The organism is Microbacterium alcoholitolerans (assembly GCF_050408615.1).
In the GTDB taxonomy this organism is placed as follows: Bacteria; Actinomycetota; Actinomycetes; order Actinomycetales; family Microbacteriaceae; genus Microbacterium.
The window spans coordinates 2,046,152-2,059,121 of record NZ_JBNTKD010000001.1 but is presented as its reverse complement, the minus strand read 5'-3'; the positions used below and the strand labels follow the sequence as shown (position 1 = coordinate 2,059,121).

Below are 12,970 nucleotides of genomic sequence, written 5' to 3'. Positions count from 1 at the left end.
TGCCACTCAGCCGGCGGGCGTGATCTCGGCGATGTCCATCTCCCACACCGAGTTGTACACGGCTCCGTCGACCTGGGCCGAGGTGGCGATGTTGCGGCCGGGAACGATCATCGGCACGAACAGGCCCTCGGCCTGCATTGCCTCCGCGAACGCGGTGAATGCGTCCGTGCGCTGTGCGGGATCAGTGGCGCTGGCCGCTCCTGCGGCAAGTCCCGCGATCTCGGGGTTCGCCTCGGCGGCCCAGCCGGAGCGCAGGCCGACCTTCAGGCCGGGGCCGAAGGGCAGGAAGTTCGCCGAGTCCGCGTAGTCCGGACCCCAGAACCAGAGGCCGAAGCCCTCCGTGCCGTTGACATACGCGTCGAGCTCGGTGGCGAACGGCGCCGGCGCCAGTTCGACGTTCACTCCGGCATCCTCGAGCTGCGCCTGGATGCGTTCGGCGAGCGGGGTGAACTCGACGCCGCCGACCGGGTAGTCGTTCGGGAACTGCAGCTTGAGGGGCTGGCCGGTGTAACCGGCCTCGGCGAGCGCGGCCTTGGCCCTGTCGAGGTCCTGCGTGACGCCCTCGGGCAGTGCGCCCTCGAATCCGGGCGGGATCACGCCGGTGGCCTGGACGGAACCTGCGCCGGCGAGCTCGAGCAGCGCGGGGTAGTCGAGGGCGTAGCGGATGCCCTCGGCGAGCTTCACGTCGGCGAGGTCGCCGGCGACGTCGGAGGACTGGTTGAGCAGCAGGAAGATCGTCTGGCCGGAGGGCACCGAGTCGACCTTGAGGTCATCGCCGAGCCCGGCGACCTGATCGCCGTTGAGGTCCATGGCGACCATGGAGTCGCCGCCCTTGAGGTTGGCGAGCTGGGTGGCGCTCTCGCTGACGTTGCGGATCACAACGCGGTCGAAGGCGGGCTCCTCGTCGCCGTTGTACTCCTCGTTGGCCTTCAGCACGATCTGCGAGCTGAGGTCGAGCGTGTCGAGCACGAACGGGCCGGAACCGGCCGAGGTGCCGTCCAGGAACTTCTGCGCCGTGTCGGTGCCGTCGGTGGTTCCGCCGTTCTCGATGACGACGTCGGAGTTGACGATGCCGAGCGCGGGGTTGGCGAGGATCGCGGGCAGCTGCAGCAGCGGAGTCTCGGTCGTGAAGCGGATCGTCTCGGCATCCACCTCTTCGATCTGCACACCCGTCAGGAGGAAGTTCGGCTTCGCGTCGACCATGCCCTGGATGCGCTGCAGCGAGAAGACGACGTCCTTCGCCTCGATCGGCGAGCCGTCCGAGAAGACGCGGCCGTCCTCCAGCGTGAAGGTGAACTCGGTGGCGCCCTCGTTCGCCTCCCACGACGCGAGGCCGGGGATCGGCGTCGACACGTCCGAGCCCTTGAAGTCGACCAGGGTCTCGTAGATCGCCTTGGCGAGCATGTTGCCGGTCGGGTCGTAGCTGTGCCCGGGGTCGGCGGTCTCGACCGAGAAGGCGGTGTCGATGACAAGCGAGCCACCCGCAGCATTCGAGCCCTCACCGCTGTTGTTCGCGGAGTTTCCTCCCGAGCAGCCGGTGATGGCGAGGAGCGCGACCGCTCCGAGGGCGATCGCCGACTTGCGCGACGTCGACAGCATGGATACCTCCATTGGCAGGGATGGATTCGGGAGAGTCCGGAAACGTCCGACGTGGACGGACCGTGTTCACATTCCCATGATGTGCGACGATCTGTCCAATGACAAAGCGTCATACAGACAAGGTTTGTCGAGTAAGTGGAGGTCAGGATGCAGAATGTCCAGCTCTGATGCGGATCACGCTCGTGATTCTGGACGAAGTGCCACCGCACTCGATCCGGTGTCCTACCGAATCCTCGATCTGCTGCGCGAGAACGGACGGATCTCGATCGCCGCACTGGCCGAGAAGATCGGCATCTCGCGCGCCAACGCATACACCCGCGTCGAGGCGCTCGTGGCCGACGGCGTGATCACCGGGTTCAGCGCACGGGTCGACCCCGCCCGGGCCGGGCTGTCGATCGGAGCGATGATCTTCGTCACCGTCTACCCGCAGGCGTGGTCCTCGTTCCGCGAACGACTGACCGAGATGCCCGATGTCGAGTACTGCGCGGTGACCACCGGCGAGCACGACGCGATGCTGCTCATCCGGGCGACCGACGTCAGCGGGGTGCATGAGTTCTCGACCGGCGTGATCGCGCAGCTGCCCGAGGTGCGCACCGTGGTCAGTGTCGTCGTTCTCGACGAGGTGATCCGGCGCCCCTACGTGCTGCCCACCGACCTGCCCGAGCGCAGCCTGGAGGTGCCGCTGGGCATGACGCGGTGGACGCCGGCGACGGCGGGTCGCGACACGCTCCCGCCGCGCTGAATCGGATGCCGGTGGCCCGGAATCGGATGCCGTGACGCGGCCCGTCAGGCCGCTGCGACCTCCGCGCAGATGCTGAGCTGCGGGGCACCGTGCATCTCGTAGCGCTCGATGAGGCGCAGCATCCCGTCGTCGTCGCGCTCGATCTCGCTGACCCCGGTGCCGCTGACGACCTCACCGGTGGCGACCAGCACGTGCACGAACGACACGTTGATCGTGTCGCCGGTGCGGGTTCCGACGCAGCGCCCGAAGGTGACGGTGTCGCCGACGTAGTCGCCCCAGATCACCCCGTCGCGCTCGAAGTAGCGGAAGGTGCTCGGTGCATCGGGGTCCACCGCCGAGGTGGTCGAGGAGAGCATCTTGAAGGTGCGCCCGTCGAGCGAGGGCAGGGTCTGAGTCGCAGTCACCTCTCGATTATGGCCGGGCGGCAGGGGATGCCGTTCATTCCACCGTGCCGCGCGGCACGACCCATCGGTGGGCGAAGTCCGTCCGGACTCGGGCGACGTTCTCGAAATCGGCGTCGTAGTGCACCACGATGACCCGCTGGTCAGCGCTGCTGTGGCAGATCGCGGTGGCCGCGATCTGCAGGTCGCTGACACTCACCGATCGACCCATCCCCTCCTCGAACAACCTCTTCTGCAAGTCGACGGCAAGCGCCGCGATGCGCGCGTCGGGAGGAAGGAAGATCTTGGCCGCACGGTTCGACCCGATGATCGCATCGTGCTCATCCGCGGAGCGCGCCGAATAGCCCTCTTCCAGCAGCTGGGGCAGGCAGCCGCCGAGGTCGCCGGTCTCCAGCAGGGCGACCAATGCTGCAGCGACCTCTGGCGATCGGTGCACGCGCTGCAGCACGGAGTTGTCGACCAGGTGGATGAGCCTCACCGCTGTGCGCCGTCGACGACGTCCCGACGGTCGAGCTCGATCGCCGCCCCACCGCGCAGCAGATCGACGTACCCGAGTGCCGCACCGCGCCGCGCGGCCTGAGCGAGCGCCTCATTGACGGCCGCCTTCTTCGTGCTCGCGCCGGTCAGCGCCATGACGCGTGCGAGCAGCTCGTCATCGATGTCGATGAGCGTCTTGGTCATGGCATCCCCAATCGATATATCCCGTGTCGTCCCATTATATATCTCAAATCCGACGTCGGCGCGCGCGGGCTCCAGGTACCGTGGAGCCCATGGAGTGGATCGCCGACGTCTCGCGGGGCGAGTGGCTGCGTGCACGGCTCGACGGCAGCTTCGACACGATGCACGGTGTCGTGCCGCGCGGCTTCGCCGCCTATGCGCGGGTGTTCCACCCGGCATCCGTGCGCTCGCAGTACGACGACCGGCCGGCGACCTGGTCGGATGCGGCATCCGCGTTCGGCACCATCATGCATCCGCTCGCCCAATGGCAGAGTCTGGTGCGCACCCCGCACGAGGAACAGTGGCACACCCGCAATGCGCCCGACGGGCGCGAATTCTCGGCGCCGATGGAGGGCGAGATCGAGCCGCAGATGCTCGCACACATCGCCGCCCACCTCAGCGCGCACACCGGCACCCCGGATGACGGGGTCGCCGCCGTCTGGTCCGGCTACGGTGGCCTGCTCGGGTTCTTCGGAGAGACGCCGGCGCGCACGTTCATCACGTTCCAAGGCGACGACGGCGAGCCGGGCGTAAACCCGGGGGCGGATGCCCGTCACGAGCAGATGCTGGCGCGCAGCATCCACGATCCGTTCAACAACGTCTTCCGCAAGCCGACCTGGCAGCCGGGCATCCTGCCGGACGAGGTGTCGAAGGGCCCGCAGCTCGAGCTGCCCGGCCGCGAGTACGTGCTGTTCTCCGCGCCGCCGGCCGCCTTCGCCGACCCGAACTGGGTGCTCGACGCGCCGTGGCGCGACGGACCCGGCGAAGCCCACGGGTTCCCGCCTTCGGCGCAGCATCCGAACATCGTCTGGCCCGCCGATCACGCCTGGACGATGGTGAGCGAGATCGACTTCGACTCGACGATCGTCGCGGGGTCCGCCGATCTCGTCGCCGCGATCTGCGCGGATCCTCGACTCGAAGCCGAGCCGATCCCGGCGGACGCCGACCTGAGCTGGCGGGCCGACGGGATCAATCGGTGACGACTCCCCGCCCTGCCGGGACGACGTTCGACGCGCGTCCGCTGACGGCTCCGGTCGACCCGCGGGCCGTGAGCGCGTTCTGGCGCGAGCGCAGAGCGCGGTATCCGCGCTCGTCAGGGCAGACGGTCGCGCTGGTGTTCACGATCCTCATCGCGGCGTTCGCGGCGGTGATTTTCATCGGCGTAGGCGGCACGATGTTCGCCGTGATCGGCTCGGGCGTGGGTCGCGGCGAGATGAGCCGGCTCACGCTGCTGATTCCGGTCAGCGTCATCGTCGTCATCGCGCTCATCATCGCGGGCGTGATCATGGCCTGGCGGCGAAGGCGCGTGCAGCGCTATCGCATCGCCCGGTTCGCGAGTGCGAACGGCATGACGTACATCGATCAGCTGGCGTCCCCCGCTCTGCCGGGACTGATCTTCCAGCAGGGCTCCAACAGGCAGTCCAGTGCGCTCGTCCGCGGATCTGAGCCGCGCTTCGTCGAGTTCGGGAACTACGAGTACACGACCGGGTCGGGCAAGAACCGCAGCACCCACCGCTGGGGCTACGTGGCGGTGAAGCTCGACGTGCCCCTGCCGAACATCGTGCTCGACGCCAGGGGCAACAACGGTCTCGGCAGCAACCTGCCGACGTCGTTCCGGCGCGACCAGCGCCTCTCGCTCGAGGGCGACTTCGATCAGCACTTCACGCTGTACTGCCCCGAGGGCTACGAGGCCGATGCGCTGTACCTGTTCACGCCCGACATCATGGCGCGCTTCATCGATCACGCCGCCCAGCTGGATGTCGAGATCGTCGACGACTGGATGTTCCTGTACATGCAGCGCCCCGCATCGACGACCGATCCGGCGACCTGGGCCTGGCTGTTCGGCGCCGTCGGCGCCGTGCTCACGAAGTTCGATCAGTGGGCGCGGTGGCGAGACGAGCGGCTGCGGCAAGCGCGAGCGGATGCCACGGCGCAGCCCGCCGTCGCAGCAGCGGAGCCCAACCTGCCCTTCGCACCCCCGGCCGGCATGCTCGCACCGCCCGCCGGTGTCGCCCCCGAAGGTCGGCGCCTGAAGCGCAGCACCTCGGGCATCGTGATCATCGGCGCCGTCTTCATCGCTTTCATGATCTTCCAGAACATCGTGTTCCCGCTGCTCAGGGGGTGACATCACCCCTGCGGAGCGAGACCGAGCTCTTCCAGTTCGATCGCATCCAGCATCCGCGACCTGATCAGGAACCGCTTGCCGGTCGGGCCCTCGACGCTGAACCCGGCGCCGCGTCCCTCGACGACGTCGATCGTGAGGTGCGTGTACTTCCAGTACTCGAACTGCGACTCCGACATGTACACCTCGATCGGATCGAGCCCCGGGACCTCGAGTGCGCCGAGACGCACGTCACTGGCACCGGTGATGAACATGCCGATCGGATAGCACATCGGCGATGAGCCGTCGCAGCATCCGCCCGACTGGTGGAACATCAGCGGCCCGTGCTGCGCGGTCAGCTGCCGCAGCAGGGCCGCCGCGTCCTCGGACACGGCGACCCTCGATGGCTGATCGGACATCAGAAGAAGCCCATCGGACCCTCGGCGTACGACACGAGCAGGTTCTTCGTCTGCTGGTAGTGGTCGAGCATCATGCGGTGGTTCTCGCGGCCGATGCCGGACTGCTTGTACCCGCCGAAGGCGGCGTGCGCCGGGTACTGGTGGTAGGTGTTGGTCCACACCCGGCCCGCCTCGATCGCGCGGCCGGCACGGTAGGCCGTGTCACCGCTGCGGCTCCAGACACCCGCGCCCAGACCGTAGAGCGTGTCGTTGGCGATGCCGATCGCGTTGTCGAAGTCGGTGAAGCTCGTCACCGACAGCACGGGTCCGAAGATCTCCTCCTGGAAGATGCGCATGTCGTTGGTACCCTCGAACACCGTCGGAGCGACGTAGTAACCCTCGCTGAGGTCACCGCCCAAGTCGACGCGCTCTCCGCCGGTGAGCAGCCGCGCGCCGCCCTGCTTGCCGATGTCAATGTAGCTGAGGATCTTCTCAAGCTGGTCGTTCGAGGCCTGCGCGCCGATCATCGTGTTCCGATCCAGCGGGTTGCCCTGGATGATCTTGCCGACGCGCTCGAGTCCGTCGGAGAGGAAGCCGTCGTAGATGGATGCCTGGACCAGCGCCCGCGACGGGCAGGTGCAGACCTCACCCTGGTTGAGGGCGAACATCGTGAAGCCTTCGAGCGCCTTGTCGTAGTACGGGTCGTTCGTCGACCGGGCGACATCTTCGAAGAAGACGTTGGGCGACTTGCCACCGAGCTCGAGCGTCACCGGGATGAGGTTCTGCGAGGCGTACTGCATGATCAGCCGGCCCGTGGTGGTCTCGCCTGTGAACGCGACCTTGCGGATGCGCTTGTGCTGCGCGAGCGGGGCCCCTGCCTCGATGCCGAAGCCGTTCACGATGTTGACGACGCCCGCCGGCAGCAGGTCGCCGACGATCTCGAACAGGAAGAGGATGGATGCCGGTGTCTGCTCGGCCGGCTTCATCACGATGCAGTTGCCGGCGGCGAGCGCCGGAGCCAGCTTCCACACGGCCATCAGGATCGGGAAGTTCCACGGGATGATCTGGCCGACCACACCGAGCGGCTCGTGGAAGTGGTACGCGACGGTGTTCTCGTCGAGCTGGCTGATGCCGCCCTCCTGCGCGCGCAGCACGCCGGCGAAGTAGCGGAAGTGGTCGATCGCGAGGGGAATGTCGGCGGCGAGCGTCTCGCGCACGGGCTTGCCGTTCTCCCAGGTCTCGGCGACGGCGATCTGCTCGAGGTGCTGCTCCATGCGATCGGCGATCCTGTTCAGCACCACCGCGCGCTCGGCCGGGCTGGTCTTGCCCCAACTCGTGAACGCCTTCCAGGCGACGTCGACCGCGCGGTCGATGTCTTCGGCGGTGCCGCGGGCGATCTCGGTGAACGGTTTGCCGTTGACCGGACTGATGTTCTCGAAGTACTGGCCCTTCACCGGTTCGACGAACTCGCCGCCGATGTAGTGGCCGTAGCGGGGGCGATAGTTGGCGATGGCGCCTGATGTTCCGGGTGCCGCGTAGGCGGTCGACACGGTCTCTTCGACGATGGTCATGTGTGTCTCCTTCGACGGTGACGTTCGGGGCGGCGTCGGTGCCGTCCGATGTGCTCGAAGATACGTCGCACGACGTTGCAGGTCGTTGCATCGGGTTGCGACCGGCTCCACGCGAAAGATTCTGCGACGCATCCAGCCGCAGAAACGACGTGTCAGACCCGAGGCGAACCACTCGGCGGAACGCAGCGCCGCCGAGTGGTTCGCTGTTCAGCGTCTTTCAGATGCGACCTCGAAGGCATGGGCCGACGCTCGAGGCAGCGGCGTCAGTTTCAACAGCAGCAGGTAGATGGCTCCTCCGGTCAGCAGGGAACCGACGACACTGACATCGACTCCCCCGAAGACCCCCGCCAACGGTCCGGGAAAGCTGGCCGCGGGGCTGAAAAGCATGCCGAATGTCACACCACCCAACCAAGCGACGACTGCCCTCGGCTCCCATCCGTTGCGATACCAGTACCTGCCGCCACGACGACGATCGTTGAACACCTGAAGGTCTTCGACGTCGAACCGCCAACCCTGTCTGGCCACCCCGATGAGGCAGATCAGCATCCACGGAGAGATGACGAAACTCAAGATCATCACGAAGTCATTGACCAGGTCGATGACCGACCAGACGAACTGCCCGAAGTACACCAGCCCCACACCGACGAGACCGACAACCAGAGTCGCCTTCCAGCGTCTCACGCCCGGGAAGATCGAGGCGATGTCCAATCCGGTTCCATAAAGTGCGAGAGCTCCCTGCGCGAGCGTACCGACAAGGGCGATCATGAGAATCGGAGCCAGGAACCAGTTCGGAGACGCCGAGACCAGCCCATCAACTGGCCCGAGCTCGATTGAGGACGCAGCCCCGATGAAGGCTCCGAAGAGCATGACCGCCCAGCATCCGACGAACATGCCGATCGTGTTGGCTGCCACGACTTGACGCCCGGTGTACCTCGTCTCTGACAAGTAGCGCGAATAGTCGCCGACGAAAGGACCGTAGGAGATCGGGACCGAGAACGCGATGAGGGCTCCGAGCATCCACGTGCCCGTTGGGTTGCCCGCCACCACCAGCTGACCCTGTGCTGCGTCCTGGAACGTTCCGGCCAGAGCGAAGAAGCCGACCGCGATCGCAGCGCCGACGAGGATGCTGATCCACACCTGCACCCGCACGACCCAAGCGAAGCCATAGACGGCCAGAAGAATCGTGATCGATCCCATCAAAGCGAAACAGACGACGAGGGCCAGATCTGACGAGGTGGTCCCGAAGAGTCGGGCGAGCACACTCACCAACGCAGCGCCACCCGACCATACGACGAGGGCGAAGAACGCCAAGGCAACCACGACGCTGAAGATCGATCCGATGAGTCTGCCGACCACACCGAAGACAGCCCCACTGGCCGTGGAGCTGTTCGTTCCACCGCGAAATCCGAGTAGAGCGAAAGGCCCGTAGAAGATGAGACCCACCAGGAGACCTGCTGTGATGCAGGTAGCGCTCTCCCAGAACGTCAGACCGAACGACGCGGGCAACCATCCGAGGATGATCACGTTGAACGACAGCTGTGCTCCCACCCAGACCGAAGCGAACCTCGCGATCGTGCCGTGTCGCTGACTTTCTGGGACGTGTTCAATCCCTCGGGTCTCCACCCCCAGCCGCGACGATGACTCCATCGTTTCAGAGTTGCTCTTCATCACCATTGATGTTCGCTCCCTTTCCGACCGGGAGACACGGGCCTCTCAGTTCACGCCCCGGACCATCCGACGGCGTTCCTCATCTCCAGCACATCGGTGCACTCGTCCCATCGCTCCCGCTCCGGTGCACCGTCATCGACGATGAAGGAGAGTGGGGTCAGCACCGCCCCTCCCCCATCTGCCTTGTGCCAGCGCAGGGAGAGTGAGAAGGCGGTCAAGCCTCGGACGGAGTCATCGACCGATTCGCAGAGAAGTTTGCAGGAATGCAGGTGCTTCTCATCACCCACGATGAGAGTGGCGCGACCTGTGCGCCGCAGATTGTCGGCGCTGAAACGGCTGGTCACGACGATGCGGATTGCATTGCCTTCGATCTTGATCTGTGCCCGTGAGAGCAGGCACGCGTGCGGAAACAGTTCTTCGTCGGTAGTCATCAACAGCACGGCGCGCTCAGCAGCACCGATTGTGGGCACACCCGACAGCAGCTTGCTCAGCGCCACGGGCAGGGGAACGGGAATCTGCCCATCTCTGCTCATGCTTCGCCCCGTGCGACTTCTGCCGCGGGAGGCGCCAGACTTGAGCGCATCGCCGTCACCGCGGCGAGCACTCCTGTTCGGATTGTCGGCTCAAGCACCGGGGCGAAGCGCGGCGAGTGGTTCGAAGGAACATCCGGTCGGGCCATCACCTCATCCGACATCCCGCCCAGTAGCCAGTAGACCCCGGCAGCGCCCGCTCCTTCCGGCAGCAGGCCGAAGTCCTCGCTTCCCAGCTGGGGTGCGGCTTCACCGACGCGATCGTCTGTGAAGACAGCGACGAATGCCTCGCGAAGGGCTGCGGTGCTCTGCGGGTCGTTGTACAGCAGTGGAAATTCGTAGGTCACGTCGATCTTCGGCTCAGGTGCGCCGGATGCCATCGCCTCTGCGGCGTAGACGCGGCGCAACGCGGCCAGTAGTCTCGCCCGCACGTCTTGGTCCAGCGATCTGACGTTCACGGTGAACTCCGCTGAACCAGCGATGATGTTCTCCTTGGTGCCTGCCTGGATGGTCGCGATCGTCACGACGGCCGGAGCCAGGGGATGCACCTCGCGGCTGACAACACTCTGCGTGCGCACGATCATGTGAGCGGCAAGCACGACCGGATCGATCGTCTCATCGGGACGGGAAGCATGCCCACCACGACCGTGAACTGTGACTCTCCAGCTGTCCGACAGTGCCATCGCCGGTCCGCTGGCGACCTTCAGCGTTCCCGCGTGCATCGGCCACACGTGCTGCGCGAAGATGACCTCGGGGTGCGGGGTCCTTTCCCACAGTCCGTCCTCGATCATCGCCCGTGCCCCCTGCCCCGTTTCCTCGCCGGGTTGGAAGAGGAGGACCACGGTCCCTGACCAGTCATCGCGTGTCTCACTCAGCACTCTCGCGGCCCCGAGCGCACAGGTGATGTGCACATCATGGCCGCAGGCATGCATGAGGGGCACCTGCCCACCATCCGGCGCAGCGGCGTGCGCGGTGCTCGCGTACTCGAGGTCGGTGTCCTCGAGCACGGGCAGCCCGTCCAGGTCAGCCCGAAAGCCGACTACAGGTCCAGCGCCGTTACGGAGAACCCCGACCACGCCCGTCCAGGCACAATAGAACACCTCGAATCCCAGCTCCTCCAGTTGAGCATGGACGAAAGCCGAGGTCTTCACCTCCTGCATCGACAACTCCGGCGTGCGATGCAGATGCTTGTACATGTCGTGGAGCCACTGCTGCAGCTCCTCCGTGTATTCGCTCTGCTCTGCGGCGGTGAGTGCGGTCATGCTGATCTCTTCTCTGCTGGACGGGTCTGCCCTGATAGGGAGGTGAACGGTGAGAACTGGTGACTACTCGGTCAGCACAGCGACGGCACGCACGGGCGACCCTGTGCCGTTACGGATGCGCAACGGCAGTCCATGGAACTGGAACCGCATTCCCTTCACGGCACCCAGATTCGCCAGCCCCTCGGTGTTGACGATCTGATACCTGCCGCAGACGACATGAGCTCGGTCGTCGGTGCTTTCATAGTGGTCAATGGATACACCGTCGATGCCGATGTTGATCACGCCGCGCTCTGCGAGCCACTCGGCCCCGTCGGTGCTGAGCCCGGTGTAGTTCTTGAGGTATTCATCACGTGGCCAGGTGCGCTCATTGTGACCGGTGTACAACAGAACGATGTCACCCTCCCGGATCTTGACGTCCGCCCTAGCTTCGGCCTCACGCAGCACATCCGCGGTGATGTAGTCGGGGTAGCGCACATGCGACACGTCCCAGCAGATCGCAGGTCCGTAGTAGAACTCCAGCGGGCTCTCGCTGAGCGAGGGTCCGTGCTCGTCGTACTCGAAGATGGCGTCGGTATGAGTGCCGGTGTGCTCGCTCATGAGCAGGTTGTGCGACCTGAACGGCATCTGAGCGCCGAGTCGCTCCACCGACTCAGCATGCGTGTGATTGACCATGATGTAGGGCTTCTGGTGCACGGGATAGATGGGCATGCCCTGGTAGATCTCGTTGGTCAGATCCACAAGCCGATATGGCTTGCGCAACAGCTTCGCACCCTTGCGCGGCAGTTCTGGAGAGCGGTGTTCAGTCATGGACTATTCCTTCGTCGTGAGGTGGATGCATGGATGCCAACAGCGGTCAACCACCGTTGGGCGTCAGTGACCAGTAATTGCGGTCGTGGTACAGGAGGGGTCTGGCGCCCTCTGGAGCATTCATCTGCGAACGCTGGATCGCACCGATGATGAGCACGTGATCGGCGACCGGGACGGTCTGAACGACTGAGCACGCGAGGTTGAACACAGCGTCTCGAATCGCCGGCTCGCCGTGGCTCCCTCCTGGGGTCGGCTCGATGCAGATGTCGTCTACGAACTTTGAGGTGCCCGGCGTTCCACAGCGCCGTGCGAGGTGCTCCTGGTCAGTGCTGAGTGCCGAGATGCCCAACCGCTTGGTCTTGAGTATCTGGTGGCACACCTTCGTCGTGTTGGTCAGCGAAACCATCACCAGCGGAGGTGTGGCCGAGATCGAGCTGAACGCGCTCACCGTCATCGCCCAGGGGCGGCCGTCAACCCAGGCGCTGACCAGAAGCGGGCTGCCGGCGAGGGAGCCCATTGCGGCACGGAACTCATCGACTGATATCAGCGGTGAGTTCCGCACCGCATGAGATGACTCGGTCAGGGGACCGCGATCGAAGACCTGGTCCAACTCGGCTAGAAAGTTCCAGTCCCAGTCGACTTCGGCTCCGAGCCCTGCTGTCACGGTCATGATTGCACCAGTGATGGGTCGTAGGCGATGGCCTCGACTTCCAGAAGCAGCCCAGGATACGCCAGACCGGATACTCGCACCGCGGTCCCGGCTGGTCCGGGGGACGGCAGATACTGCAAGCGCACGCGGGTCATCTTCTCCCAGTACTCCTGCAATTCGTCATCGGGCCCGTCGAACACGTAGTAGGTGTTGAACTTCACCAGGTGTTTGAAGCTGGTGCCGGCTTCTTCCAGAACCTTGCCGATGTTCTCGAACACGATCCTGGTCTGCTCTTCGATATCGTCCGAAGCCACGGCGACGCCAGGGTCACCGGTGGCGATCTGTCCGCCGACAAACAGCAGCGGACCGCAGACCCAGCCCTGTGAGAAGCTGACGGGCATGGTCCATGCGTACAGACCCTCGGGCATGATGCGGCGGGCGGGGGGCCAGGTGAGTGCGTCGTTGTTCATGAAGCTGTCCTTAGATTCGTGTGTGTGGCGTGCGCCTGCCCATCGCAGGACGCGC

At 65.4% G+C, this 12,970-nt stretch carries 15 protein-coding genes; 3 read left to right on the top strand and 12 right to left on the bottom strand.

Annotated features, from left to right (window positions below; genetic code table 11):
• Nucleotides 1-6 precede the first annotated feature (6 nt).
• A complete protein-coding gene (locus ACQUSX_RS09860) occupies nucleotides 7-1,599 on the bottom strand; it encodes an ABC transporter substrate-binding protein (protein ID WP_428906758.1) in 1,593 nt (530 codons plus the stop codon).
• Nucleotides 1,600-1,816: 217 nt separating this feature from the next.
• Between ACQUSX_RS09860 and ACQUSX_RS09855 the strand changes: the two genes are divergently transcribed.
• Entirely contained in the window at nucleotides 1,817-2,341 is a 525-nt protein-coding gene (locus tag ACQUSX_RS09855) for an Lrp/AsnC family transcriptional regulator (protein WP_428906757.1), read from the top strand.
• 44 nt (nucleotides 2,342-2,385) lie between these two features.
• Here ACQUSX_RS09855 and ACQUSX_RS09850 read toward each other — a convergent pair whose 3' ends face one another.
• Genes ACQUSX_RS09850 through ACQUSX_RS09840 form a run of 3 tightly spaced genes read right to left on the bottom strand, consistent with a single transcriptional unit; the run spans nucleotide 2,386 to nucleotide 3,423 of the window.
• Complete coding sequence (locus tag ACQUSX_RS09850; RefSeq protein ID WP_428906756.1) at nucleotides 2,386-2,745, bottom strand: avidin-fold protein; 360 nt, start codon at nucleotides 2,743-2,745, stop codon at nucleotides 2,386-2,388.
• A gap of 34 nt (nucleotides 2,746-2,779) precedes the next feature.
• Entirely contained in the window at nucleotides 2,780-3,220 is a 441-nt protein-coding gene (locus ACQUSX_RS09845) for a PIN domain-containing protein (RefSeq protein ID WP_428906755.1), read from the bottom strand.
• On the bottom strand, nucleotides 3,217-3,423 hold the full coding sequence (locus ACQUSX_RS09840; RefSeq protein WP_428906754.1) for a type II toxin-antitoxin system VapB family antitoxin: 207 nt from the start codon (nucleotides 3,421-3,423) through the stop codon (nucleotides 3,217-3,219). The genes ACQUSX_RS09845 and ACQUSX_RS09840 overlap by 4 nt, the downstream gene beginning before the upstream one ends.
• 89 nt (nucleotides 3,424-3,512) lie before the next feature.
• Between ACQUSX_RS09840 and ACQUSX_RS09835 the strand changes: the two genes are divergently transcribed.
• The gene (locus tag ACQUSX_RS09835; RefSeq protein WP_428906753.1) at nucleotides 3,513-4,439 is read left to right on the top strand and encodes a hypothetical protein; all 927 of its coding nucleotides are present in this window, start codon (nucleotides 3,513-3,515) and stop codon (nucleotides 4,437-4,439) included.
• Nucleotides 4,436-5,584, top strand: coding sequence for a hypothetical protein (locus ACQUSX_RS09830; protein ID WP_428906752.1), 1,149 nt, complete (start codon nucleotides 4,436-4,438; stop codon nucleotides 5,582-5,584). Before ACQUSX_RS09835 ends, ACQUSX_RS09830 begins: the two co-directional genes overlap by 4 nt.
• Before the next feature lie 2 nt (nucleotides 5,585-5,586).
• Here the strand turns inward: ACQUSX_RS09830 and ACQUSX_RS09825 are convergent, their stop codons facing one another.
• The 8 genes from ACQUSX_RS09825 to ACQUSX_RS09790 all read right to left on the bottom strand — a co-directional run bounded on the left by ACQUSX_RS09825 (nucleotide 5,587) and on the right by ACQUSX_RS09790 (nucleotide 12,915).
• Nucleotides 5,587-5,979 (bottom strand): DUF779 domain-containing protein, encoded by a 393-nt coding sequence (locus ACQUSX_RS09825; RefSeq protein WP_428906751.1) that lies wholly within the window; start codon nucleotides 5,977-5,979, stop codon nucleotides 5,587-5,589.
• The gene (gene exaC, locus ACQUSX_RS09820) at nucleotides 5,979-7,529 is read right to left on the bottom strand and encodes an acetaldehyde dehydrogenase ExaC (RefSeq protein ID WP_428906750.1); all 1,551 of its coding nucleotides are present in this window, start codon (nucleotides 7,527-7,529) and stop codon (nucleotides 5,979-5,981) included. Before exaC ends, ACQUSX_RS09825 begins: the two co-directional genes overlap by 1 nt.
• A 207-nt stretch (nucleotides 7,530-7,736) precedes the next feature.
• Nucleotides 7,737-9,203: a purine-cytosine permease family protein gene (locus ACQUSX_RS09815; RefSeq protein WP_428906749.1), complete on the bottom strand. Its 1,467-nt coding sequence runs from the start codon at nucleotides 9,201-9,203 to the stop codon at nucleotides 7,737-7,739.
• A 44-nt stretch (nucleotides 9,204-9,247) separates the two neighbouring features.
• The gene (locus ACQUSX_RS09810; protein WP_428906748.1) at nucleotides 9,248-9,730 is read right to left on the bottom strand and encodes a hypothetical protein; all 483 of its coding nucleotides are present in this window, start codon (nucleotides 9,728-9,730) and stop codon (nucleotides 9,248-9,250) included.
• Nucleotides 9,727-10,989 carry an amidohydrolase gene (locus ACQUSX_RS09805; RefSeq protein ID WP_428906747.1) on the bottom strand — a complete coding sequence of 421 codons (1,263 nt, stop codon included), beginning with the start codon at nucleotides 10,987-10,989 and terminating at the stop codon, nucleotides 9,727-9,729. Before ACQUSX_RS09805 ends, ACQUSX_RS09810 begins: the two co-directional genes overlap by 4 nt.
• Nucleotides 10,990-11,052: 63 nt before the next feature.
• The gene (locus ACQUSX_RS09800; RefSeq protein WP_428906746.1) at nucleotides 11,053-11,796 is read right to left on the bottom strand and encodes a cyclase family protein; all 744 of its coding nucleotides are present in this window, start codon (nucleotides 11,794-11,796) and stop codon (nucleotides 11,053-11,055) included.
• A 46-nt stretch (nucleotides 11,797-11,842) separates the two neighbouring features.
• Nucleotides 11,843-12,313 (bottom strand): flavin reductase family protein, encoded by a 471-nt coding sequence (locus tag ACQUSX_RS09795; protein ID WP_428906745.1) that lies wholly within the window; start codon nucleotides 12,311-12,313, stop codon nucleotides 11,843-11,845.
• 149 nt (nucleotides 12,314-12,462) lie between these two features.
• Nucleotides 12,463-12,915 (bottom strand): RidA family protein, encoded by a 453-nt coding sequence (locus ACQUSX_RS09790; RefSeq protein WP_428906744.1) that lies wholly within the window; start codon nucleotides 12,913-12,915, stop codon nucleotides 12,463-12,465.
• Nucleotides 12,916-12,970: the final 55 nt, after the last annotated feature.